The sequence below is a fragment of the Agrobacterium sp. CG674 genome (assembly GCF_053521645.1).
This window is the reverse complement of record NZ_JBNWDZ010000007.1, coordinates 162378-185974: the sequence shown is the minus strand read 5'-3', so window position 1 is coordinate 185974 and position 23597 is coordinate 162378. Positions and strand designations below refer to the sequence as shown.

The following is a 23597-nucleotide window of genomic DNA, read 5'->3' as shown; positions in this document are numbered from 1 at the left end:
TCACGCGCTCACCAGTAGGATGCCCACTTGCGCGAAAGACGCGTCAGTGCTTCCAGATAATAATAATCACCCCAGGACACGCATTCATCGACACCTTCACCGCGACAGGTGTTGTGCGGTGTCTTCTTCGAATAGGTGCCATGGAGAAGCTGCCCGTTGGATATGCCAGGGTCTTTTACTGAATAGCCATCGACAAGGCTTTTCATCATCCGCCGCGCCAGATCGCGATATTGTTCCGCCTTTTCAGGCTCTTCTAGATCGGCCATTTCCAGCAGGCCGCAGGCAACAATGGCCGCTGCCGAGCTGTCACGCGGCTCATTGTCCCCGTCTAAAAAGACCAGATCCCAATAGGGCACAAGATCGTCTGGCAGACGCTTCAGGTAAAAGGCGAGCAGCCGCTCGAAAGCATCTCGATAGGCAGGAAGTCGCTCATAGCGATAGGAAAACGCCATACCGGCTATGCCCCAGGCTTGGCCCCGCGCCCAGTAGCTCTCGTCGCTATATCCCTGCTTCGTCACACCCCGTACCGGCGCTCCGGTTTCAGGGTCCATGTAAAATGTGTGGTAGGTGGAATCGTCTGGACGGACAGAATGCGCAAGGGTCGTGCGGGCATGTGCCAAGGCAACGTCGCGATAGTCTTCGCGACCCGTCTGCTCCGCTGCCCAGTAGAGAAGGGGCAGGTTGAGCAGGCAATCGATGATGTACCGATATTCATTGGGGTTGCCCTTGGCTCCCCACGCCTGGATGAACTGGCCAACAGGCTGAAACCGTTCCATCAACTGGTCGGCCGCCATCAGGGCTGCGCGTGCGCCATCCTCATCGCCCACGAGTTTCCACGCGGCGATGCAGGAGGGCGAGTAGAGAAACCCCATATCGTGGTGGTCTGTTTCGATGCGATGTTCGATACGGTGAAGGAAACTCTGGACCTGTATCTGCGCTGCGTATTGGAAGACCTTGTCGCCGGTATGCTCGAAGGCAAGCCAAATCTGGCCGGGCCAGAAGCCCGCAGTCCACTGGTTGTTGGCCACGGCTGGATAGACGTTGCCAACGCTCGAATGGTTCTGCGCCTTGTAAGTAAACTCCGGCAGATTGCGGCGCACCTGCTCCACAGCGGTCGCCATCGCGGCACTGATTTCGGCGTCGCTGATCGGGTTGGGTTGCGTGGTTGGAACTTGCAGCATGATATCAGCCCTTGATCCCGGAAGAGGCGACGCCTTCGACGAAGAAACGTTGCAGCGCCAGGAAAACGATCAGCACCGGGATGAGCGCCACGACCGATGCGGCCATGATCAGCCCGTATTCGGCTGAATACTGTGAGATGAACATGCGAAGCCCGATCTGGATCGTCTTCAGCTCGGTTTTCGTCAGGTAGATCATCGGCCCGAGAAAGTCGTTCCAGGTGGTGACGAAGGTGAAGATGGTCAGCGTCGATAACGCAGGCTTGGAAAGCGGCAGCATGATCTTCGCCCAAATCTGGTACTCGTTCATACCATCGATACGCGCCGCTTCGCACAGTTCGTTGGGTATCGACATGTAAAATTGCCGCATGAGGAACACGCCGAAGGCCGTGAAGGCTTGCAGCAAAATCAGCGCAAGGTGCGTGTTGTTGAGACCGAACTCCCGCATCAATAGAAACTGCGGCACCATATAGACCTGCCAAGGCATGGCGATTGTGGCGATGTAACCCAGAAACAGCGTGTTTTTGTAGGGAAAGTTCAGCTTCGCAAAGGCATAGGCCGCAAAACTTGACGTCAGCAGCTGCATGATCGTGACGATGATTGTCAGTTTCGACGTGTTGTAGATGAACAGCGCCAGCGGGATCTTCGTCCAGATCTCGGTGTAGTTTTCCCAGCGCGGCTGCGACGGTATCCACTCGATGGGAAAGGCGAAAACATCGCGGCTGAGCTTGAGCGATGCAGACAGCATCCACACGAAAGGCAGCAGCATTACGATGGTAATGGCGATGATAGTGGCGTAGACGGCTATGGTTCCTAGCGTGACTTTTTTGCCCATGATGCGCATCGCTTCAGTCCTCCCGCTGTCTTTTGAACTGGATGACGGTGACGGCAAGCACGAGGAAGAACAGCACCAACGCAATCATGCTGGAATAGCCGAGATCCCAGGAGATGAAGGCCTCGTTATAGATGTGGTAGACGAGAACGAGCGTCGACGTGCCGGGTCCGCCCTGAGTGATCATGTAGACCTGATCGAACACCTTGAAAGACTGGATCGTGAGCATCACGGTCACAAAAAATGTGGTCGGTGCCAGCTGTGGCAAGGTGACGTGGATGAACTTCTGCCATGCATTGGCACCATCTAGCCCCGCCGCTTCATACAGTTCGGAATTGATACCCTGCAATCCGGCCAGATAGATCACCATGTAGTAACCCATGCTCTTCCAGATGCCGAAGAGGATCACCGTGACCATGGCCCAATGCCTGTCCGCCGCCCAGCCCGGCATATCGGCAGGGTCCATGCCAAGGGTGTAAAGCAGCATGTTGACCGGACCCATTTCCGGATTGAAAATCATGTTCCAGACAACGGCCACGGCGACCAGTGAAGCGACATAGGGAAAGAACATCGCCGTGCGGAAGAAATCACGTCCGAGGATTTTCTGGTTGAGGAGAACGGCAAGGCCCAGCGCGCAGGCCAGCGTCGCAGGCACGGAAACCACGGTGTAAACAATCGTGTTCCAGAATGCGGAGATGAAGGCCTTGTCTTCGAACAAGCGCCAGAAGTTGTCTAGCCCTGCAAAGCTCATCGCATTTGAGCCGTCCCAATGCATGAACGCCAGCGCAAAAGCAAAGAGGATAGGGCCGAGCGTGAAGATGGCAAAGCCAAGGAAATTGGGGGCGATGAAGGAATAGGCGATCAACGCATTTTCGAATCTGCGTCGTTTTTTTGAAACGATACGCACCTTCTTTTTGCGGTATGGGGCCGCCTGCGTGTCAGACGCGGTCGTAGTGGCCACGGCACTTCTCCCATTGTCGGCCAACCGTCATCATGATCGGCGTAGACCGGCTGCAACATCTCCTGCGATCAGCTTTTCAGCCTGACGCCTCCTGCCGTTTTGATAACACAGAATCCGCATTGGTCAAACAACTTCACATAACATCAGACAAATTCTCTGGAGATTTGAAAAGACGTATGATAGGAGCGGACATCTGACATCGGATGCGCGGGAGGTTCAGGGCGTGTTTGCAGAAATGATACCGCTCTTGCCAGAAAGGCTCGGAGACTTTGCCGCGGATGTCACCGTTGACCGCATTCGCGCTTGTGCGTCTGAGGAAAGCCGTGCGCAGCTTGTCGATCTGGCTGTGAAGGCATTGGATGAGCAATGGTCTGTCATCCTCGCAAGCGATTATCTGGAATATACGTCCAACGGAAATCGCTCGCGCTTCGAGGCGCTTTATTTCGCCCGTCGACTCAAGCTCAATGCGTTGGTTCTGGGCGAATGTATCAAAGGCGAAGGCCGTTTTTTGGCCTCTATAACGGATGGCCTATGGCTCATATGCGAAGAGAGTGGCTGGCAGTTGCCAGCGCACAATGCCCATGTGAGGGGTGGCCCGCGAACGCCACTTCCTGATCCGCAAAACCCTGTCATTGATCTTTTCGCAGCGGAAACAGCGGCCAATCTGGCGCTCGTGTCGCATCTGCTCCACACAATGCTCGATCCAACGCTGGTTGCGCGGATATCCGCCGAAATCGACCGGCGCATAGCCGATCCATACCTTTCGCGGCACTTCTGGTGGATGGGAAATGGTGCGGAGCGCATGAACAACTGGACGGCGTGGATCACGCAGAATGTGCTGCTCGCCACATATTTGCGCCCCACCGGGCAGGCTACGCGCCGCGCCGTTGCGGAGCAATCGCTCAAAAGCCTCGATGCATTTCAAAAGGACTATGCGGCTGACGGAGCCTGCGAGGAGGGCGCGTTGTATTATGGGCATGCAACCCTGTGCATGTTCGGCGCCATCGCGGTTCTCAACGAGGCGGCACCCGGCGTCATGTCGCCCCTTCTCGGCAACGACAAGCTTCGCAATATGGCGGAATTCATCAGGCATATGCACGTTGCTGAAAACAGGTTCTTCAACTTTGCAGATGCTCCGGCACGGTTTGAAACCTGTGGCCTGCGTGAATACTGGGTCGGCAAAGCCATCGCATCCCCCCAGCTTCACGCCTTCGCCGCAGAGCGGTGGCGGACGTCATCCAAGCGGCTGATGCAGGATGAGTGGAACCTCTGGTATCGGGTGCAGGCAGTCCTGCTCGGCACGGAATTAACAGAGAAGTCTCTGCCGCCGCCCGAAAAGGGTGACATTTTTTATCCCGGCATTGAACTCGCGATTGCCCGCGACGACATCTTCGATCTTGCCGTAAAGGGCGGCAATAATGGTGAGAGCCATAACCACAATGATGTCGGTAGCATAACGCTCTACAAGAATGAGCGACCGCTTCTCATCGATGTTGGAGTGGAGACCTACACGGCGAAGACTTTCTCGCAGCAGCGCTATGACATCTGGACGATGCAGTCAGCCTTTCACAACGTTCCCACCTTCGGCTGTGTCATGCAGGCCGATGGCGCGGTTTTTGCGGCTCGAAATTTTCAGGTCGATTTTGGCGATGATTGCGCAGAGATATCGCTCGATCTTGCTGCGGCCTATCCGCCTGAGGCTGGCGTGCAAAGCTACACCAGAACGGTTCGGCTTGTTCGTGGCCAGCACGTGGAGATCATTGAGGAGCAGAACGGTGGGCGCGATGCCGTTTTGTCGCTCATGACAGCAGAAATGCCCATTGTTGATGGAGATGCTTTGGTCATTGGTGACCTCGCATCTGTTGATGTCGAGGGGGGAGGTATCCCGACCGTCGAAGCGATCAAGATCGATGATCAGCGTCTGCGCCAGTCCTGGCCCGAGACCATATACCGCACACTCATTCCACTCAAAGGCAATCGCCTTCGCCTTGTCATCCGCTAAGGGAGAATGCCGATGAAGCTAACATTGAAAGTCGTTGAAGCTACGGGAAGGGTCCTGGCCCAAACGAGCGCGGACGATGAAGCCATTCTGGTTTATCGCTGCGAATATGCACAAGGTGACAGGATCGTTATTGAGACAACAGAGCCGTGCCATCTGGATGTCAGCCTTGATGCGGGAATGCCGTCAGCACGTGTTTTCATGGCTGGAACCGATTTTTCGCTACCTGTTCCCTTCGGGGCGACCCGCAAGACCTATCCACCCCATGCATTTCTGGGAAAATTGCACCGGATCTCGGTCTGTGTGGTTGATCAACAAGAGGCGAAAACACGCCGTAACCTGGCCCTCAACCCGTTTGACCACCACGAAAACAACACGCTCTTTCCACATTCAAGCGCCAATGTGGAAACGCGCGGAGAGGCTGTTTTTGCAGCCCGCAATGCCATCGATGGCGAAAAAGCCAATACGGACCACGGCTTCTGGCCCTATACGAGCTGGGGCATCAATCAGGATCCGATGGCGGCATTGACGCTTGATTTCGCAAGGCCCGTCCAGATAGATCAGGTCATCTTGTATCTCCGCGCTGACTTCCCCCATGATGCATGGTGGAGTGAGGCCAGCCTGACATTTTCTGATGGCCATACACTGACCGTTCCATTGCTCAAATCCGGCTTTGCGCAGGTCTTTGCGATTTCACCCCGAATTGTGGAATGGGTGCGGGTCCACGACCTCAAAAAAGCAGATGATCCGTCACCTTTTCCGGCGCTCACGCAGCTGGAAATATGGGGCGCAGATGTCGCTTGAATTGTGAGCTTTTAGTTGGCGGAAATCCCGCGCAGATCGCGCATCATCTCGCGATAGCGGAGCTGGCTTCCACGCAAGTGCTCTTGCATGGCAAGCTTCGCGGCCTGTTCGTCGCGGTCTGAAATTGCAACAATGATAGCCTCGTGCTCCCTGTGGATCAGGCGTCGATAGGCGGTTTGGTCGACTTCCTCTAGTTTCGGAACAAACCTGGATTGCGGAATGGCCGCTGGGCCATGCAGTTCGAGAAACTGCGTGAACAGGGGATTGTTCGTTGCTGCCGCAATTGCGAAATGCAGCGCTAGATCGGCTTCGCGGATGGACTGGTTTTTTTCGATACAATCCAGTACACGGGCATGGCAATCGAAGATTATTTCTTCCTGAGAGGGGGAGCGGCGAAGAGCGGCAAGGCCGGCGGCTTCAATTTCAAGCGGGGTCCTGATTTCCAGTACCTCCAGATCCGAAGAAAGCCTCGCCTTATCTACGTTGACGGGCGGTCGGACGTCCTTTTCCGTTTTCAAAACGAATATGCCCGCCCCTTGCCGAACTTCGACTAGACCGTCGTGGCGCAGCGCAGCGATGGCCTCACGGACAACAGTGCGGCTCACGCCGTGCTCCTCTGTCAGTTCCACCTCACTGGGCAACCGGTCTCCCGGTCTGTATCGACCGGATGCGATAACGTCCCGCAGAATGCCGCTGAGCTGGCTGACGAGCGAAGCCCCGTTTTTAGGACGCTCTTTTCGATTGAGGTGCATTTCGGAGACTCATGGATGAGAACGACATCGATATCATCACATACATATGATGATTTACCCGATTTGCCAATCAATTCATTATTTGTCTGATGTTTTGCTAATAGCTTATACAGAGTGGGAAGCAATCACCTTCGATATTTCGCTTGCGAGCTGGTCTTGCGTGTAGGGTTTACCCAGTCGGTTGATTTCCAGATCGGTGCCTTCCGGCAGCTCTGCGTAGCCGGTGGCGATCAAGATAGGAAGGCTGGGGATCAACTCGCGCGCCCTGCGGGATAGCTCCGCACCATTCATGCCTGGCATCGAAAAATCCGTCACCAGCAGATCGAACTGGCGTTCGCTGGCCAGCAATTCAAGCGCCTGCTTCCCGGAATTTGCCTCGACGACGTCATGCCCAAGATCTTCCAGCATGTCGACCGAGCTCATAGCAATCAGCGGATCATCATCGACCATCAGAATCCTCAATGGCCTGTCGATGGACGAGTTGTCCACCTGAGCGGGCAGGGCCGGTTCCGTGGGGCAGCCCGCATCATCGGCATAGACCGGCACCCACAACTCAGCTCTTGTGCCTAGTCCCTTCGTGCTGTGGAGAGTAAGTGCGCCTTTCAGCTGCAACGCCAGTCCGTGGATCATGGAAAGGCCAAGCCCCGTGCCCTTGCCGAGTTCTTTGGTCGAGAAGAAGGGATCAATCGCCTTTTTCAAGGTGTCTGCGTCCATGCCAACGCCTGTATCTGCAACGGAGAGAACGATATAGTCTCCTACAGAAAGCTCTGGCGTCGAGTGCTCAATGGTGTCTTCGCGCAGGCTGATCGTCACGGTGCCGCTATCAGGCGTGGCGTCTCGTGCATTCACGACGAGATTGAGGAGAGCCAGCTCGATCTGGTTCGCATCGCCCAAAGCGAAACGCAGATCCGCATCAATCGCGCGCTCAATCGAAATACGCGAGCCGGCGGAGCGGCGGAGCAATTCATCCATGTCCTCAACAAGCTTGGGCATATCGACCGGTTTGACCTGCAGGTCCTGCCTGCGGGCGAATGCCAGAAGCCGCTGGGTCAGCGACGCGCCACGCTTTGCACCCTTCAGCGCGCCATCAATAAGCCGGGTGGCTTTCTCATCCCCGGAGACGTGCTTTGCCAGCAATTCCAGATTGCCCATGACGGCCATGAGCAGATTGTTGAAATCATGAGCCACACCGCCGGTCAGCTGGCCGATGGCTTCCATCTTCAGCGCTTGCCGCAGCTGCTCTTCGGCTTTCTGCCTGTGATCCACCTCGGCCATGACAGTTTCATGGGCCTTCAGCAATTCCGCCGTTCTCTCGGCTACGCGTAGCTCCAGCGTTTCGTTCACGCGGCGCTGTCGCTCAACGATTTCCTTGCGCTCCGTTATATCAGCCGCGACGCCGACCAGCTTGCTCGGTAGGCCCCGCCTGTCACGATAAAGCTGTGCTTTCGTTTCCACCCAACGCGCAGAGCTATCGGGCCGGATAATCCGGTACTCAATGGCATATTCACTACTATTTTCGACGGTATCGTGAACCGCAGCTTCCACGCGCAAGCGGTCGTCTGGGTGGACCCTAGCTAGAAGGTCCTGATAGGTCCAAGCCGCACCCGCCTCAAATCCGAATATGGTCTTGCACGCTACAGAGCTGATAAGGCGCATCGACGACAGTTCAAGCTGCCACGAGCCGAGCCTGCCCGCGCTTAACGCGGTTTGGAGCCACAATTCGCTATCTGCTAATGCTTCGATCTTGGCTCTGGCATCGAACTGGCGAAGACGGTTTCGGTATGCGGTTCTGGAGACGCTGATGAAGGTGGTGACATGGAACGGTCGTTCCAGAAAGCTGACATTGCCGAGAATCTCCGAGAGCCGCAAAGCTATCGGGTTGCGATCTGGCCCTCCACCGCGATGGGTCAGAACGATGAAGGGCAGGTCGGACCACGCGGCTTGCGCGCCGATCCAGTCGGAAAGGCCCCGCAAGTCTGCAGAGCGCAACGTGTCCTCAGTCACGACGACAAATGCCACATCCTCGCCCAGCGCCGATACCATGCCGGGCAAAGAGGAGACCGATCGTGAGTCTATACCTGCTTCTGCGAGGATAGATTTTGCTATGTCACCATCTCTGCCATTTGGCGTGTAGATGAGAGCGAAGTGTCCGGGATCAATAATTTTCCGAGCTTTCTTAATCTGGAGAATCGATAGACTTTTCGGGCATCAGAAACGGGACACCCCTCAGCACGCCCTGGAAGGACGAAATCGGTTCTCCGAGCGTCAAGCCGCTCTCGTTGATCTTGTATTCACGTATCGTATCTTCGTGCATGCCAGTTCGTTTCTTGATCACCGACACAGCCCGTCTGACGCGGCCGACAGCCTCGAAATAACGAAGCAGGATAACCGTATCTGCTAGGTAAGTTACATCGACAGGAGATTTCATGTCGCCGACAAGGCCGTGCTGCGCAACCGTCAGGAAGGTGTTTGCTCCTTGCCTATTCAAGAACTGTAGCAGCTCGTGCATATGCAGGATAAGCGCATTTTCCTCGGGCATTGATGCCTGATACCCGTTGATACTGTCGATCAGAACGGTTTTCGCATCATATTTTGCGACCTGTTCTCTCACGCGTTGGGCAAACTCACCCGGAGACAGTTCGGCCGCATCGAGTTGCTCAATGTAGAGGCTGCCTTCGTCGCGCATTGCCTCCAGATCGATGCCAATATGTTTCATTCGATTGAAGAGCAGGCCTAGTTCTTCATCGAAGATAAACATCGCTGCCTTTTCCCCACGCGCCAAGGCGGCGGCAACGAAATGGATGCCGAAAATGCTTTTCCCTGTGCCAGCAGGCCCAATGAGGAGCGTGCTAGATCCGCGATCAATGCCGCCACCGAGGAGCCCATCAAGACTCTCAATGCCGCTGCTTAGCGTATCTCGCATAAACGTCGTCTTGTGTTCGACAGCACGGAGGCGCGGAAATACCTCGACGCCACCGGTGCGAATGACGAAGTCATGATAGCCCCCACGGTAGGATTGTCCACGATACTTCAAAACCCTCACGCGCCGACGTTCCGAACCATAGTTCGGGGAGAGTTCTTCAAGGTGAATAACGCCATGCACGACGCTATGAACCGTTTTGTCGAGAGTATCAGCGGTCATGTCATCCAGTAGTAGAACCGTCGCACCCGACTTCGAGAAAAAGTGCTTCAGTGCCAATATCTGGCGCCGATAGCGTAGGGAACTTTGGGCAAGCAATCGAATTTCCGAAAGGCTATCGATGACGACTCGTTCAGGTTTTATCCTCTCGAAGGCGTCAAATATCAGCTTCGTCGTTTCACCCAGCTCCAGATCGGAGGAATAGAGCAGACTTTGCTGCTGGTCCGCATCTAGCAGGCTTTCCGGCGGCACCAGTTCGAAAATTTCAATGTTCTCGTGCAGGACCATATTGTGAGACGCCGCACTGTCGCGCAACTCCTCTTCAGACTCCGAGAGACTTATATAGAGACAGCTTTCGCCTCTCTTAGCTCCTTCAATCAGAAACTGAAGCGATATGGTTGTTTTGCCGGTGCCGGGAGATCCCTCAAGCAAAAACACGTGACGCCGTGTCAGACCTCCAGATAAAACGTCATCCAGTCCTTCAACGCCAGTCATTGCTTTGCTGTCGGTTTCTCGCATGGTTATTCCTGTTTTGGCCGCGTTATCGTTGACGTCATCATCAGTGATATTGAGGGAAATAATTCGTATGATTTGCGACAGAAATGATCTCGGGGCAGATTCTGTTCCAATTCGGCCGATAAGCCGTCTTTGATGAGCGGTATGCCGCATCCGGCAGGCGTTTGCGGATAATGCGCGGTTTTGCGTAGCGACTGGCAGCTTTGCATGAGCCCAGGCAGTTAACCCTTTGTTATCCATACAGTTAAAGTTTTAGGCAAATTCTAACGGAATTGCGGAACGTGCCTTACCTTTGTGCCATTCTTAGTCAAAACCGCAATCAGACGCACAGTCCAGGATGTGTTTTAGAATTTAGTGGCCAGCTTGGGCCACAGTGTGAGAACAAAGTGTGGAGTAAACCTATGTCGAAGACCCTGAAATCTGTTGCAGCTGCAGCCCTTGTTTCCTTTGCGGCAGCACCGGCGTTGGCCGCAGATCTATCATCCTACGAGGCGCCGCCGCCTGCTTATTCCGAGGAACCAAAGACCTCCTGGACTGGTGCCTATGTCGGCGGCCACATCGGTGCGGCTATGCCAAGCGCCAACCCTTTCAAGGGCGGCAAGGGCTTGGCGCTCGGCGCGCAGGCGGGTTACGACTATGATCTCGGATCTGCCGTCGTTGGTGGTGAAGTTGAAGCCACGCATCTGGGCGACACCCGTGCCAAGGTGCCAAATGGTAACCTCAAGGAACGCTGGCGCGCAGCCGCGAAAGTTCGCGCCGGTGTTAAGCTCGACGACACGCTCGTCTACGGCACAGCCGGTCTGACCGTCACCAGCCTGCGTGATAGCGGCGGTGTAACCGGCCCAGACGGCATGAAGGAAGGCTATTTGCTCGGCGCAGGTGCAGAGCACCGCTTTACGCCGCAGGTATCTGCCAAGGTTGAATACAACTATGTAGCCACAGACGATGTTCGCACCTTCTCCAACGGCGTCGCCTCGCACACGGATTTGACCGACCACGTTGTTAAGGGCGGCGTGAACTACCGCTTCTAATTTTGAGACAGGCGGCGGACCAGTTTCCGCCGCCTGCTAGCTGCCTAGCCAAGCAGTATCGACAGGCATGCGCAGCGGTAGCCTTGAGGCCGCATCCGTCGGTTATGAGGGGTGAATTTTAAGGGTCTGAGCTCGCCAGTTGAGCTGTGCATCGCCAAGTGTCATAAAATTCAATGCCTTACGTTACGTAAGTGGTTGCTGAAAGGCAACAGCGCGCTTGTTACCGTTCTCATCTTTTCAATTTTCAGCTTCACTGTTGTTGCCCATCATCGCTTTGATGCTATTCCTGCGTGTATGTGATTCTGTTGCGGGGATGTCGGATGAAGAAGGTTGCGTCGGTACTTCTTTTGGCTTTGTTGGCCGGTTGTGCAAAGCCCTCGGATGGTCCGACTGCCGGAAATATCCGGTCAGCAACTCTTCCTAAAACCAACGAAAAAATTCGTGTTATCGAATTGGCGGATGCACCTGCTGCGCCATTGTTGCAGTCTTCGCTGGAAAGCGCTAACGGCCCCGGCCTGACTGCCTTGCGCAATACTGGTTATAATTCTCAGCGTCTGCGTCGCGGCGATGTTATTGACATCACTGTATTTGATACGGGCGAAGATGGACTTTTTTCTTCTACGCAGAGCAAGACACTCAACCTCGGACGCTTTACGGTTGATCAGAGCGGCAGCGTCAATCTGCCCTTCATAGGCAAAAAGCGCGTGATCGACTCGACACCCGAGGGACTGCAGTCGCAGGTCGTGACGGGTCTCAAGGGGTCTGCGGTCAATCCCCAGGCTGTTGTAACAGTTGTCGATAAGCCGACCAGCGCGGTTATGCTGAGCGGAGCAGTCAAGACGCCCGGCAAGATTGCCCTGACTGCCCGACAGGAACGCGTGCTTGATGTTATCAACCAGTCTGGTGGGCCGACGGTCGCACCGGCTGCAGCGCAGGTGACCGTTGTTCGCGGAAGCCAACGCGCCAGCGCCTCTCTGGATCGCATCATGCGGGAAGATCGCCAGAATATTCGTGTGTCACCAGATGACCAGATCATGATCGATGGCGATGCCTCTAGCTTCACTGCGCTGGGCGCATTTAAAAGCGCTGGCGAGTTTCAATTCGAAACTGGCAAGATGACACTTGCGCAGGCTGTTGGTCGGTCCGGTGGTTTGCTGGATGACCGTGCTGACGCCCGCAACGTGTATGTTTTCCGCAATGAGATTGTGAATGTACCGACCAGGGCACCTGCTGGCTCGAAGGATCCGATCGCTTTTACATCAACAATGAAGCCGGTGATTTACCACGTCAACATGCGTGATGCGTCCAGCATCGCCTTGATGCAGCTCTTCCAGATGCAGAAGGGCGATGTTCTCTATGCCAGCAATGCGCCACTCGTGGATTCTGCAAAGCTGCTGACGGTCTTCCAGAAGAGCGTGCCAACCGCAGCAGCGCCTCAGCCGGGCGGTTAAAACTGACTTTTGCCGAGGCGGCGGTGATGTAACGTCATTCGCCGCTGAGAAGAAGAGCCGCATCGGTAGCAGAACGAGGGCGCTTTGATGCATCTGATAAGGTGCATAGTTGCACAAATCTCATGAGCTTTTTATCCGCCTCTCCATCGAGGGTACTCAGCATCCGCTCTGCGAGCCTTCCGACCGAATAGATATCGTGCTTCGGATGTGCCGCTTCGCCCGCCATTTGCTCCGGCGCTGAAAACGCGGGTGAACCCGCTTGCTTGATGCCGTGCATATGGTGGCATTCGCCTGTTTTCAACGTGATCCCGAAATCCCCAAGCCTCGCCTTATCGAGTTCCCCGTCTGGAACCAAAAGATTTGTGGGCGTGATATCGCCATGGACGAAATTCGCAGCGTGAAGAGCAGCTACAGCGCCAAGGAGCCGATGCAAGGAGGCGTTGATCTCATGCGGCGTCACTTTCCTGCTGTTCAGTAGAGACGCCAACGTAAAAGGCGTCCACGGCTGCAATAGGCCCGGCCGCCCGTCGGTCAGCCGCAGCAGGGCCGAAACTTCCTGAAGGCAGGGATGCCGCATGGAAAGGCCGATCTCAGCTTCTCTTCGCAGGGTCTGAACAAGAAAGGCGTCATCACGCGCTTTTTCCGGCACCGTCTTGATGGCGAATGAGGTGCCCAGGTCGCGATGCATTACCTGCAGGATTTGTGTGGTTTCCGTTTCGTGGGCCACAGCCTCGACAGTGAAACTGTTCTCGATATAGTCAGGCTTTTGACGAGCCAGCGCCGTCGCCTTGCGGTCAAGCGCATCACGAACACGATCTATCACGTCGTTCGGTGCGTCGGACTGTCGTATCGCCGTCCACAAATCGGCAAAACGCCTAACAACCTCGTCATTGCTGCTCAAGCCGGTTTCCAATCACGATCGCGCTGGTATTCTCTCTGATATTTTCGATAAGTGCTTCCTGTATCAGAGCATTGGCGCAATCATCGATCCTCGTTTCTTGCAGTATCTCAGCAACGACGCGCTCTTTCAGTGCCTGTATCAGTGGAAAACTGCAAAGCAGCAGGCGGTCGTGTAAGCCCCATTCTTCGCTTAGTGTATCTGGACGGAACTGTTGGGAAAGCCCAAGGCATTGCGACAGCTGCTTCCTTATGCCGACGATGACGTGATCACGCGAGAGCATATGCATTGTGCCATCACGCATCAGGTAGGCGCGCGCATCGCCTGACCATAAAACTCTGAGAGTGTTTTCAACAACAGATGCCAGAACCACGCTTGCCATTGGCCTTGGCGCTTCTGGGCCAATCTGGCGTGACAGTAACAGGCTGTTGACGGTCCCGAGTTTGCCTTTGATATCCTGCGCGACAAATTCAGCATGGTCGTTGCTGGGAATATCTGTCAGCGCATTCATCGTCAGCCTTGCAGCCTCGACTGCTGCATTGCTGTCTCCCACACCGTCGGCAATGGCAAAGAGAGCAGGGCTCTTTGAGACGAACAGCGCATCCGCGTTAACGCTGAGGCGCGTGCCCGGATGGGTGGCATAACTGTAAACAAGTGAAGCCGCGGGTGCAGCTTGCGGCGGCGGAGCTGGCGCAGCGGCGGGTTTTGGTGGGACAGCCGGTTTGGTTTCGGTCGTCGCTTTCTGAGGCGGTGTTGAGGCAGGGGCTGCATCCGTGGCCGCCTCATCCGTGGCAATCTGCTCACGAAAAAGCTTCACGAAATCCGTTGCCTTCGGCTTTCCTTCGAATTTCATGCCGCGGGCGCGGCGCGTGTCGGCGTCGATGTACCACCACAGGCTTATCGGCTCCCCGGAGCGGGCTGAAAACCTGATATCTTCATCTTCGCCTTTGGGCTTGGGCATTCGCAAACGTTTGATCGCGCTGGTGAAACGCTGCATGTCGAAGTCTTGTGTCATGGATGTTTCGGCCACCGCCTCTGCGGCCATGAACCACGTATCATCAAGATAGATCGTTCTTGGGTGATAGTTGAAATCCGCCATTTGAGCCAAGACGACCAACGGATATTTACGGCCAACCCTGTCCCGGCTGGGAAGAAGAACACCCGCATAGGCATTGGGCCCCCAAATTCCGCGCTCGGTAATGAAGCGCAATGGCGGGGACGCGGAAAACACGGAATTCCAGCGCGACGCAAATGCATCGGAACAGGCGTGCATTCCTGCCTGTACCCAGCCATCGATGGCGCCGATAAGATCGCGGTCCAGACCCTCGGAGAGGAAATCTCCGTGGCTCTGGATTTTCCCGAAAAAGCCGATCCGATCGCTTTCGACTGCGGCTTTAACGGGAGTGCTGACTTGCTTTGCCATCAGACTGACAAGTCAGCTCTGCGGCATCGGTCTAGTTTCATTGTCATCATCCCCTCCGTTAAAGGTGACATCTGTCGCTCAGAATTGAGCAGGGCAGCTAAACTTCGCAAGCGCGTCCAGCCTGAAAGGATTGAGCACCGATCCAAATTGAATATCGAACTCTGCCACCTGACCGCTATTTTCAAACCTCGCTCGCAACAGATCACCGGCCTGATTATCGATTTTAGCATCATCGAGCAGGCGGAAAGGAGACCAGTCTCCGTTTTCTGTTTTCGCCTGCTGCCAACCTCCTGGCTGGAAGGCGATGCGCGAAAGATTGGCGGAATTGGCCTCCGATGGCCACGTGATGGACTTCGCCTGAACCGGACCATGATAATAGACGACCCGCTCGCCTTCGATTTCCAGCATCACCGCGCTGGATGCCTGAGACAGCGAAACCGGCTTTACGTTGATGGAAACGGCTGGCACGTCACTTCCATTGGGAAAGAATGCGCGGAAGATCTTGTCGGCATTTTCGAACTGCGCAATGGCGTCGCTCGGTATGCTCGTCGCGCCAAATGTGCCCTTCCAACCCCACGGGTTTGTCGTCTTGTCCACGAATGGCTCCATGCGCTGTTTGAAGAACGTCTGGAAGGTGCCGGTCGGCCCGAAAAGCCTCGTGAAATCCGCCATCGCAACATCTCTCGGCGACGCCCGATCAAATGGGTAGCGTCCGGAAACGATGGATGAGCATAGTGACGCAGCCTCTGCCGCCCAAAGATCGGCAATCCGGCCCCGGGCGGATTTGACGGCAAGCGAGCCAACGTCGGCTGCAAGGCCAGCAACCCATATATCGAGCGGTGCGGGAAGCTGACGGGCCTCTTGCAACAGATCCTGATTGGCTTTCGTCAGTTGGCTGTCCACATCGAACACCTTCGCGACCTCGTCCGATGCCGTCGAGGAGCGTGCCAATTGCTCATGCAACTCTTTGATATTTGCGAGCAGCTGTTCGGAAGGTGAACCAGCGTCCTTGCTGCCAGTTTGCTGGTTGGCGCTGCCTGAACCTTTCACCGCCAGCATGTCGCGCAGAGGGCCGTAGGGGTCGGAGGCATCGACGGTCGCCGACAAAATCGCAGCCGTATTGTCGCCGTCTGCGGTTGAGGCAAGCGTCGTCAAACTTGCCCCCGCATTGGGGCGCAGGTCTGTGGCATCGGCAATGGATCTCGCGGCTTCAATGACGATGTTGCGATCATTGGCCAGAATGCGAGTGGTTTCAACCGCGTCACCAAGGCTTTGCGAAGGCTTGATGCGGACATCCGTGAGAAGGTCGTTCCAGCGTTTTTCAAACCGGTCGAAGTAAATCTGAAGCGCAGCCTGCGCCACGGTTTCCACCGTTGCACCACGAATTGCATCGTCAGACCCGCGAACCCAGGCCTCAGACAATGCGACGCGAGAGGCGTACGACACCTGTGGAATGACGACGCTGCGGTATCCATTGGCGGTAAATAGCCCTTCGATACCATCCACTAGCGGTGCCTTGCTTTCACGTTCTACGGCACGTTCTCCAAGTGGGCCGAAAGCGCCAGATGGACTCCACTCCGCAAGCTCCCGTGCCTGCGGCAGGCCCGCCAGGATATCATAGGCACGCGCTCCTATCGCCTGATTCCGGATCGTGTCTCGCGCTTTGGATATCAGCCTCGCATCAAGTTCAATCGGTGCAAGTGCACCAGTGGCCAGAGCGCGAGCGTGTCGATTGAGTGCATCGCGGGCAGCAGCGCGCCCATCCCCCGGATAGAGTGAGGCAAACATATCCTGCGACTGCACAGTCATGAATTCTCGGTCCAGATTACCAAGACCACCCAGCATGCCGTAAAGCTTGAGTGAGTTGAACGTGCGGGCAACATCGTTTTCATCTTGCAACTGTTTCTGCAATTGGACGATCATGCGTGGCAGGAGCAATGCATTCAGCGCGCGCTGGTAGGCGTCCCGCTGCCGTCCCGCGATCTTTTCTTCCTGATCCAGGCCGAAGCCAACGTTCCAGACGCGATCCTTCTGAAAACCGGAATTGACGTCGCGCAGATTGTCGAGCGCTGGCAGGATGCGGAGAAAATCTGCATCCGAGACGTTGCGGACCGGAATGCCCTGTACCAGCTGCTGATAGGCGTTGAGCTTGCGGTCTGCTTCCGCCAGCGCCTGCGTGTTGGCGAAATAGGTGAAGATCCAGCCAGCAAAGACGATGGCGACGACAGCCGTACATACGCCGTATGCTATGCGCCGGACCAGCAACTGTCTGCCGGAAAGGCGCTTGTCACGCATGACGAGTGCGGCTTCCGGAAATATGACGTCCTTGAAAAGGCGTACCAGAAAGTAACTGCGGTGGGCGCGAGGCGCTGTTGTGCCAGCTTCCGCTTGTGTGCCTGAGGCGAAGTAGACACCCCGGAGCAACGGCGATTCGATGAGAGGCGAACTGGCGCAAAGCTCGCTCAGTGCCTCATGCAGTCTGTCCTTGAGCTTGGAAAGTTCTGCCGGGAAGCGGAAAATGCGGCCCCTAATCTCGGCATTCTGCTCCTGTTGCAACCGTTCGATCAGCATCGCATCGACACGCTGCTGCAACAGTTCAAACTCTTCGAGGAAGCGTTGCGGAAGATCCTGCCCAGAATAGCTTTCGTCCAGCTTGAATGTCGTGCCCCAGACCTGATGGCGATCCGTCTTGTTGAAGCCATCGAAGAATTCGATGAAGCCATCCAAAAGGTCGGCCTTTGTCAACACGACATAAACAGGCACGCGGGCGTGCAGGTACTCGTCCAGTTCCGACAGACGCTGCCGGATGGAGCGAAGCTCTTGCCGCTGCTCTTCCGGGTCGCGCGTCAGAAGGTCGTGGATGGATAGAGTGACGAGCGCACCATTGATTGGCTGGGAGCGACGATAGCGGCGCAAGAGGTTAAGGAAGCCCTCCCATCCGGCCTTCGATGAGCCGTCTAGGTCGTCCTGTGTGGTGTAGCGACCCGCGGTATCGATGAGGATTGCCTCATCCGTGAACCACCAATTGCAGTTTCGCGTGCCGCCGATACCCTTCACGGCGCTTTCGCCCAGAGCGTCACCCAAGGGAAATTGCAGGCCGGAATTGGTCAGCGCCGTGGTCTTACCGGAACCGGGTGCCCCGAAGATCACATACCAAGGCAGATCGTAGATATAGCCAAACCGCTTCTTTGTAACGCGGCGCAAGAGGGCAAGCGCCTCTTTCAGGCGGGTTTGTATTTCCCCGACCTCTGCATTCCTGTTGTTCAAGGCCTCCTGCTCGATGCTATCAACAAGTTCCTTGTCCTGCTTTCGCGCGCGGAACAGCGTGACAGCGATATAGATGATCCAGATCAGCAGGATGATGCCGATGGCGATCAACCGCGCTTGGGTTGTTCCGAACGGCTTGAACGTGCCGAAGCTGACGAGATAGCCGTAGAACCAGATGACGACGCAGATCGCCACAGCCCACAGCAACGAGATGAACCGTCTGCCGATGAGGGAAGCGTAGCTATCGACATATGACCGGATCGTATAAAAATAACTCAGCGGATTCATTGCTGGGCCTCACCTGGTTGCTGTCCGGTTGTCGTTGTTATCGAGGGGGAAAGAATACCAGCTTCGCTCAGTTGCTCGCCGGGATTGGTCAGCACCATGATTTCTGTTCTGCGGTTCTTCTCGCGCCCCTCGGCGGTATTGTTGTCCGCAATCGGGTCACTATCGGCGCGGCCCTCAGTCAGGATGGCGTCGGGACCGGTGAAGGTGGAGAGAATATCGCCCACCGCCTTGGCGCGTGCTTCCGAAAGATGCCAGTTTGATGGGAACTGGATGGTCTTGATCGGCACATTGTCCGTGTAGCCGATAACAACCGCACGGAACTTGTCGGCCGCAAGTGCGCCGCCAATGCGCTGGATCAGATCACGAAATTGCGGGCTGACGTCTGCGCTTCCCACATTGAAGAGGCCGGAATTGTTGATGCGCACGCGAAGGCGCCCATTCACATTTGCCAGCGTTACCAGATTTCTTTGAACCTCTGGCTGGAGGAAAGCCATCAGATTATCCAGCCGCGTCGGTTTTGGCGGCACGACAGTCCTTGGTGGCTCGGCTCTCGGTTGCTGCGCGGCGATTGTGGGTGTTTCGGGTGGGGCTGGTGGTGTTGTGATCAGCACACTCGGCGTATCCGTTGGCGGCAACGATGCCAGCCGCTCGAAGGTTGTGTCGGAGGCGCTGTTCAGAGACAGGGTGAAGAACAGATAGCCAAAGGCAAATGCCAGTGCGATCAGTGAGAGCAGCGTCCAGAGTGCTGCCATGGTGCGCAGCGGCGTGTGGCGGGCTTGGACACCCTGCCAGTGCGGAGACAGTTCACGCTCAAAGACGCCATATTGGCCAATCAGCGTTTTATAGAGGCTGTCGCGGATGCGGGAAAGCTCGAGCGCTCCCTTGGCGGAAACGCGTGTGCGCCCCTCAAACGCCAAAGAAAGGCTGAGATAGAGGAGCAGCAGAAGGTCCTTGTTGGCACCCGGCGACTGGTGAAAATGGTCGAGAATGTCGAATACGCGGTCACCGCCCGTTACATCATTATGGAAGGTGGAAACGAGGCCGGAGCGCGCCCAGCCCGCACGCACGCCCCAAGGCTTGCTCAGGATGACATCGTCCACGGTCGCGCAGACCACGTAATGAGCGGCTCTGGCGCGTTCCGGGCTTATACGCGCCGACCCCAGGTCGCGCTCGTAACGCGTGATGGCTTCCATGCAAGCGCGGCGCAGATGTTCCGGGTCCGGCTCAACATCGCTGAAGCGCAGCACATGCGCGAGGTTGAGCAACGGCGCTGCCGATTGCACCAGCGTTGGCACCTCTTCTCCGCCGAAACGGAAATTGGAAAGCAGCGCATCGATCGGCAGCGAACTGTCGCCGCGTCCCGCGCGCGAGGGCACGATGTCAGTCTCGATGATGTCATCAAGAATGGCAGCCATGTTGCGGGCATTCTTGTTTCGAAGCCGGCTCTCGTCGGTAATTTCCACCACTGTCGGCAAATCCTGCCATGAAGAAGGCTTGTCGTTGCTCATTCGCGTAAGGCCCACATTTCCATCTCAAGGCCAGGGAACTCACCCGCGAGATGCAGCGCAATGGCGCCAGAGGTTTCAAGCTGCTTCCAAAGAGGTGACTTGGTGTCGATCTCGAAGTAAATCGTGCCCGAGCGATAGGGGAGCTGGCGCGGCAACACTGGCAGAGACCGGACGGGAATACCCGGAAGCGCCACATTGACCAGTTCGGAAATACGCTCGACCGGACCGACCTTGATCTGCGCTGGCAGTTTGCGGCGAATATCCTCGGCGGACATGTCTGCGCGTACCGCGAGCACAAAACCGGCATCGCGCAGGAGGGTGCGATCGTGAATGGTTCCGACGCGCACGCCGTGCCTGCGCTCTACCAGTTCGATCGCGACAGCGGCTTGCTCCAGAACCGCTGAGAGCGATGTGCGCAGATCATCGAATACCGCGGCAAAACTGGTCTTTAGATCGTCATGCCGATAGGGCGGAAAATCCGTTGCACGCTTTTTATCCGTCGTGAAGGTGGCAAGTTCACCGGCCAGCTGAATGCAGTCCTCGTAAAAGCGAATGGGGTGGAAGCGCGTTGCATTGGCGGAACGGTGAGCAAGCAGCGGATCGGCGCGATTGAGGATCTGCAGAAGGAAATAATCCCCCACTTCCGCCGTGCCTCTGATAGTCGGATCACCGATCCGCTCCGAAATGGCCTGTGCCCTGTGCCTGACGATGCCAAGCAGTTCGGTCAAAAGTTCGCTCAGCCGCGATGACGCGGCGCAGTTCAGCACGGGCGGGATGAAATCGGGATCCAGGATTACGGCGCGGTCAGACCTAACTTCAACAACGCGAGCCAAACCGATGAGGTCATAGCCGGAAAGATCATCGCCGGTTTTCAGGAACTTCAGGCTCAGCCGTCCAACTTCGATGGGTGCCACGAAATCGGTATCGACATTGGCGTCCGTGGCCTCATAGGTCGTGGCAACAATCCGCACGCTGTTGATATCGGCTTTTCCACCGGTGGACATGTCAGCCTTGCCCGGCTGGCGGGCCGGAAGTGCCAGATACACAATGGCATTCTTGACGCTTTCATCCAGATCGAGCGGCAACGGAAGGTCGGTATCTTCGGGGGCTTCAAACGGCGTGCCATCCGGCAGGATGCCGCGCAGATTGGACAGGGCGAACTGCCCGATTGCCAGTGCACTGCGGTCTATGCCGATCTCTGCCACACCCCATGGATATGGCGAGAGATTGCGCGTCGTGTTGCGCACAAGTCGTTCCGTCCAGCGGTCGGATTGCTGAAAATGTTGAACGCGAAGGAACATGCCCTCGCTCCACGCGACACGGTTTTCATGCCTCATCTTGGTTGCTTACCCCCTTGGTGTCTGTTTGGCGTGGGTTGAGAGCCTCTTCAGGTGCGGCGTCTCCACGCGCTGCCCGTTGAAGAAACTCCCTGACCGATAAAGCTCGGCCACCCTCGTCGAATTGCTTTTTGAATGTGGACCAGTAATCCGTCCTGCTGATCATCTGCCGCCATTGCTTGCGGGCAAGCAGGGTGCGCCAATCGTTTTGCGCATCTGCCTTCGCTTCAATTAGCCTTGGCTCCAGCTTGAGCGTGGAGGTACGGATCAGCGTTTCGAGCGATGACGCAAGGAGCCGTTGCTGGCGAATGAGGCCTTCAAGTCGCGCCCTGTCGGTCGTTGCATCGGTCTCATGCGCGAGGTCGGCCGGGTCGATATCCAGAACGGCCAAACATTCTGCCGTTTCTCTTTCCAGTTGCGTCAAAAGATCATCGACCGGGTCATGACCCGGCGTGCTGTTCAAAGCCTCCGGCTCCTTTTCCTGCGTTTCCGATTCCGGTGTGAAGATCGCGTCGAAATCCTGAGCGTCCGGCTTCGGCTTTGCAGGGCGGGACACGAGTACGGGAATGTTCATTGCATCCGTATGTTCGTGTTTGCTGCTTTCAACCGGCTCCTCGTTCCAGTCATTTGGCAGCACGGTCCCAACGCCACTGGTAGAGGGCGGGGCATCCCAGCCCACCTCCACATTGCGCGAAATGGTCTTTGTCTTCTTCCCCGATGGGCTTGGTGCAGCATCAGGCCAGCCATCATTGGAAGCGCCTGCGGCGATCGGCCCACGTGAGGCACGACCGCTCGGGGCAATGTCTGAGAGGATTGCCGAGATTGTCATTGTCTCGTCGCTGATGCGCAGTGACTGATCGGGATCACTAAAATCCGCCTCTGCCTCACCGGTAATCACGACCTCGAAAGTGCGCGTGCCGATGCCGATGCGTGAGCCACTTTGCAGGCGGCTCGTCTCTCCCTCCAGCAGCAGCCGCCCATCGACCTGCGTGCCATTGGCGCTTTGGTCGACAATGAAGAACCCGGCCTGATCCCGGGAAATAGTGCAATGATGCTTGGAGACTCGCCTTGCATCATCGTTCATCTGCCAGTCGCTGTCGCTGGAACGCCCAATCATGCGACTGCCGTGTTCGAGGCTCCATTGGTTAGGCTTGGTTGCGCCGTTCGTTTGTGTGTCCTTCAGCACAAGTTTCACGATAGCGCCCTCACGCTTGAGACCGCCGAGCCTTCGCGCTCGGTTACGATCGCATCCATGCTATCCTTGCCTGCCGGTGCCACCCGCGCCCAGCTGTTCCAACCAAGCCTTGCCGGGGAAGCGTCCTGGCCAAGGCGGCAAAACGGAATGTCCTCTTTCTTCAAAATGACCTGAACATCGAAATCGAAACCGCTGCCGACGAAAAGGCGTGCCACTGCGAAGATTTCGGCAAGCCGTTTCGAGCCGGGCGTCAGCGCGAGATAGTCCGAATAGCCAACCGGACCGAGAACGATGCGAAAGCGGCTGCTGAAATCCTCGATGGCGCTGCCCGCTGTCACGTTCTGGCCCAGACGTAAGCCACCGGCCTGCCCAAGCTGGCTTTGCTCGTGGACAGGTAGCGGCACCCAGCGTCTGCAGAACTGCTCGATCGTGACCGGTAGGCCAGTGAATTCCTGCAGCATCGAAGTCAGCGCCGTCGTGTTGCGATTGCGATTTGCCAACAGGCCGCTGAACCGAAGGAGAACGTCGTCCTTGACGCCAGCATTATCACTCAAACCTGCAGTGCCAAAGCCGGTCAGGGCCAGCAAGGTCTTGCGAAAAGCATTGTTTTCGCGGTCGTGCGACCAGCGCAGGCCACGCGCCATCCGGTATTTTTCGGTCGCCGAAACAAAGAGTTCGCTGAAACGGGCGGCAAACAGGTTGAAGAAGCTCGTCAACGCCTTGGAGCGATTGCGCTCCTCGCGTTGCTGCAATTCCGAATAGCTCGGCGGCAAGGAACCAAGCGGCCCGATGATAGGGGCAAAGGCAGAGCGCAGTTCGAGCGTGCCATTCTTCCTGCGATAGCCGCTGATAACAACGGGGGTAGGGCGGGCACCGTTATGCGATCCGATCGTCAGCTCATCATTGGAGGACAGATGCTGCGCAACCCGGAACGCCGTTGCAGGCTCGAAGCCACCTGGGTTGGTTGCCAGAAGCTCTGCTTGCTGTTTCTCAATGTCGAGCATCTCACGCTGCATCG

General features: G+C 56.4%; 17 protein-coding genes. 4 read left to right on the top strand and 13 right to left on the bottom strand.

Annotation, left to right across the window (positions count from 1 at the left end; genetic code table 11):
• Positions 1 to 8: 8 nt before the first annotated feature.
• From ACQZ51_RS18610 to ACQZ51_RS18600, 3 genes are read right to left on the bottom strand one after another with little or no spacing between them, the layout of a single operon-like run.
• Complete coding sequence (locus tag ACQZ51_RS18610) at positions 9 to 1181, bottom strand: glycoside hydrolase family 88 protein (protein WP_448779478.1); 1173 nt, start codon at positions 1179 to 1181, stop codon at positions 9 to 11.
• A 4-nt stretch (positions 1182 to 1185) separates the two neighbouring features.
• Positions 1186 to 2022, bottom strand: coding sequence for a carbohydrate ABC transporter permease (locus ACQZ51_RS18605; RefSeq protein ID WP_243258261.1), 837 nt, complete (start codon positions 2020 to 2022; stop codon positions 1186 to 1188).
• A 4-nt stretch (positions 2023 to 2026) separates the two neighbouring features.
• Positions 2027 to 2917, bottom strand: a complete 891-nt coding sequence (locus ACQZ51_RS18600) for a carbohydrate ABC transporter permease (protein ID WP_448779618.1) — start codon at positions 2915 to 2917, stop codon at positions 2027 to 2029.
• A 277-nt stretch (positions 2918 to 3194) separates the two neighbouring features.
• Between ACQZ51_RS18600 and ACQZ51_RS18595 the strand changes: the two genes are divergently transcribed.
• Entirely contained in the window at positions 3195 to 4973 is a 1779-nt protein-coding gene (locus ACQZ51_RS18595; RefSeq protein ID WP_448779475.1) for a heparinase II/III domain-containing protein, read from the top strand.
• Between the two features lie 12 nt (positions 4974 to 4985).
• Entirely contained in the window at positions 4986 to 5774 is a 789-nt protein-coding gene (locus ACQZ51_RS18590; RefSeq protein ID WP_448779473.1) for a DUF7402 domain-containing protein, read from the top strand.
• An 11-nt stretch (positions 5775 to 5785) separates the two neighbouring features.
• Here ACQZ51_RS18590 and ACQZ51_RS18585 read toward each other — a convergent pair whose 3' ends face one another.
• From ACQZ51_RS18585 to ACQZ51_RS18575, 3 genes are all read right to left on the bottom strand, one after another.
• Positions 5786 to 6526: a FadR/GntR family transcriptional regulator gene (locus tag ACQZ51_RS18585; protein ID WP_448779471.1), complete on the bottom strand. Its 741-nt coding sequence runs from the start codon at positions 6524 to 6526 to the stop codon at positions 5786 to 5788.
• 105 nt (positions 6527 to 6631) lie between these two features.
• Positions 6632 to 8569 (bottom strand): ATP-binding protein, encoded by a 1938-nt coding sequence (locus tag ACQZ51_RS18580; RefSeq protein WP_448779617.1) that lies wholly within the window; start codon positions 8567 to 8569, stop codon positions 6632 to 6634.
• Between the two features lie 133 nt (positions 8570 to 8702).
• Positions 8703 to 10184, bottom strand: a complete 1482-nt coding sequence (locus ACQZ51_RS18575) for an ATPase domain-containing protein (protein WP_448779469.1) — start codon at positions 10182 to 10184, stop codon at positions 8703 to 8705.
• 398 nt (positions 10185 to 10582) lie between these two features.
• On the opposite strand from ACQZ51_RS18575, the gene ACQZ51_RS18570 reads away from it, so the two are divergent.
• Both ACQZ51_RS18570 and ACQZ51_RS18565 read left to right on the top strand, forming a co-directional pair.
• Complete coding sequence (locus ACQZ51_RS18570) at positions 10583 to 11212, top strand: outer membrane protein (protein WP_448779467.1); 630 nt, start codon at positions 10583 to 10585, stop codon at positions 11210 to 11212.
• A gap of 320 nt (positions 11213 to 11532) precedes the next feature.
• On the top strand, positions 11533 to 12663 hold the full coding sequence (locus tag ACQZ51_RS18565; protein WP_448779465.1) for a polysaccharide biosynthesis/export family protein: 1131 nt from the start codon (positions 11533 to 11535) through the stop codon (positions 12661 to 12663).
• 34 nt (positions 12664 to 12697) lie between these two features.
• On the opposite strand, the gene ACQZ51_RS18560 is transcribed toward ACQZ51_RS18565, so the two are convergent.
• The 7 genes from ACQZ51_RS18560 to tssG all read right to left on the bottom strand — a co-directional run bounded on the left by ACQZ51_RS18560 (position 12698) and on the right by tssG (position 23595).
• Positions 12698 to 13564 (bottom strand): protein kinase domain-containing protein, encoded by an 867-nt coding sequence (locus ACQZ51_RS18560; RefSeq protein WP_448779463.1) that lies wholly within the window; start codon positions 13562 to 13564, stop codon positions 12698 to 12700.
• Positions 13551 to 14984, bottom strand: coding sequence for a type VI secretion system-associated protein TagF (tagF, locus tag ACQZ51_RS18555; protein ID WP_448779461.1), 1434 nt, complete (start codon positions 14982 to 14984; stop codon positions 13551 to 13553). The genes ACQZ51_RS18560 and tagF overlap by 14 nt, the downstream gene beginning before the upstream one ends.
• 78 nt (positions 14985 to 15062) lie before the next feature.
• Complete coding sequence (tssM, locus tag ACQZ51_RS18550; protein WP_448779459.1) at positions 15063 to 18539, bottom strand: type VI secretion system membrane subunit TssM; 3477 nt, start codon at positions 18537 to 18539, stop codon at positions 15063 to 15065.
• Positions 18536 to 20047: a type VI secretion system protein TssL, long form gene (gene tssL, locus ACQZ51_RS18545; RefSeq protein ID WP_448779457.1), complete on the bottom strand. Its 1512-nt coding sequence runs from the start codon at positions 20045 to 20047 to the stop codon at positions 18536 to 18538. Before tssL ends, tssM begins: the two co-directional genes overlap by 4 nt.
• Complete coding sequence (gene tssK / locus ACQZ51_RS18540; protein WP_448779455.1) at positions 20044 to 21384, bottom strand: type VI secretion system baseplate subunit TssK; 1341 nt, start codon at positions 21382 to 21384, stop codon at positions 20044 to 20046. Before tssK ends, tssL begins: the two co-directional genes overlap by 4 nt.
• Positions 21374 to 22579: an FHA domain-containing protein gene (locus ACQZ51_RS18535; protein WP_448779453.1), complete on the bottom strand. Its 1206-nt coding sequence runs from the start codon at positions 22577 to 22579 to the stop codon at positions 21374 to 21376. Before ACQZ51_RS18535 ends, tssK begins: the two co-directional genes overlap by 11 nt.
• Positions 22576 to 23595, bottom strand: a complete 1020-nt coding sequence (gene tssG / locus ACQZ51_RS18530; protein WP_448779452.1) for a type VI secretion system baseplate subunit TssG — start codon at positions 23593 to 23595, stop codon at positions 22576 to 22578. Before tssG ends, ACQZ51_RS18535 begins: the two co-directional genes overlap by 4 nt.
• Positions 23596 to 23597 lie beyond the last annotated feature (2 nt).

Bases quoted from the DNA above. Each gene is read 5' to 3' on its own strand.
- ACQZ51_RS18610 (WP_448779478.1), bottom strand. From the start codon at position 1,181: ATGCTGCAAGTTCCAACCACGCAACCCAACCCGATCAGCGACGCCGAA.
- ACQZ51_RS18605 (WP_243258261.1), bottom strand. From the start codon at position 2,022: ATGCGCATCATGGGCAAAAAAGTCACGCTAGGAACCATAGCCGTCTAC.
- ACQZ51_RS18590 (WP_448779473.1), top strand. From the start codon at position 4,986: ATGAAGCTAACATTGAAAGTCGTTGAAGCTACGGGAAGGGTCCTGGCC.
- ACQZ51_RS18585 (WP_448779471.1), bottom strand. From the start codon at position 6,526: ATGCACCTCAATCGAAAAGAGCGTCCTAAAAACGGGGCTTCGCTCGTC.
- ACQZ51_RS18580 (WP_448779617.1), bottom strand. From the start codon at position 8,569: ATGGTATCGGCGCTGGGCGAGGATGTGGCATTTGTCGTCGTGACTGAG.
- ACQZ51_RS18575 (WP_448779469.1), bottom strand. From the start codon at position 10,184: ATGCGAGAAACCGACAGCAAAGCAATGACTGGCGTTGAAGGACTGGAT.
- ACQZ51_RS18570 (WP_448779467.1), top strand. From the start codon at position 10,583: ATGTCGAAGACCCTGAAATCTGTTGCAGCTGCAGCCCTTGTTTCCTTT.
- ACQZ51_RS18565 (WP_448779465.1), top strand. From the start codon at position 11,533: ATGAAGAAGGTTGCGTCGGTACTTCTTTTGGCTTTGTTGGCCGGTTGT.
- tagF (WP_448779461.1), bottom strand. From the start codon at position 14,984: ATGGCAAAGCAAGTCAGCACTCCCGTTAAAGCCGCAGTCGAAAGCGAT.
- tssM (WP_448779459.1), bottom strand. From the start codon at position 18,539: ATGAATCCGCTGAGTTATTTTTATACGATCCGGTCATATGTCGATAGC.
- tssL (WP_448779457.1), bottom strand. From the start codon at position 20,047: ATGAGCAACGACAAGCCTTCTTCATGGCAGGATTTGCCGACAGTGGTG.
- tssK (WP_448779455.1), bottom strand. From the start codon at position 21,384: ATGAGGCATGAAAACCGTGTCGCGTGGAGCGAGGGCATGTTCCTTCGC.
- tssG (WP_448779452.1), bottom strand. From the start codon at position 23,595: ATGCAGCGTGAGATGCTCGACATTGAGAAACAGCAAGCAGAGCTTCTG.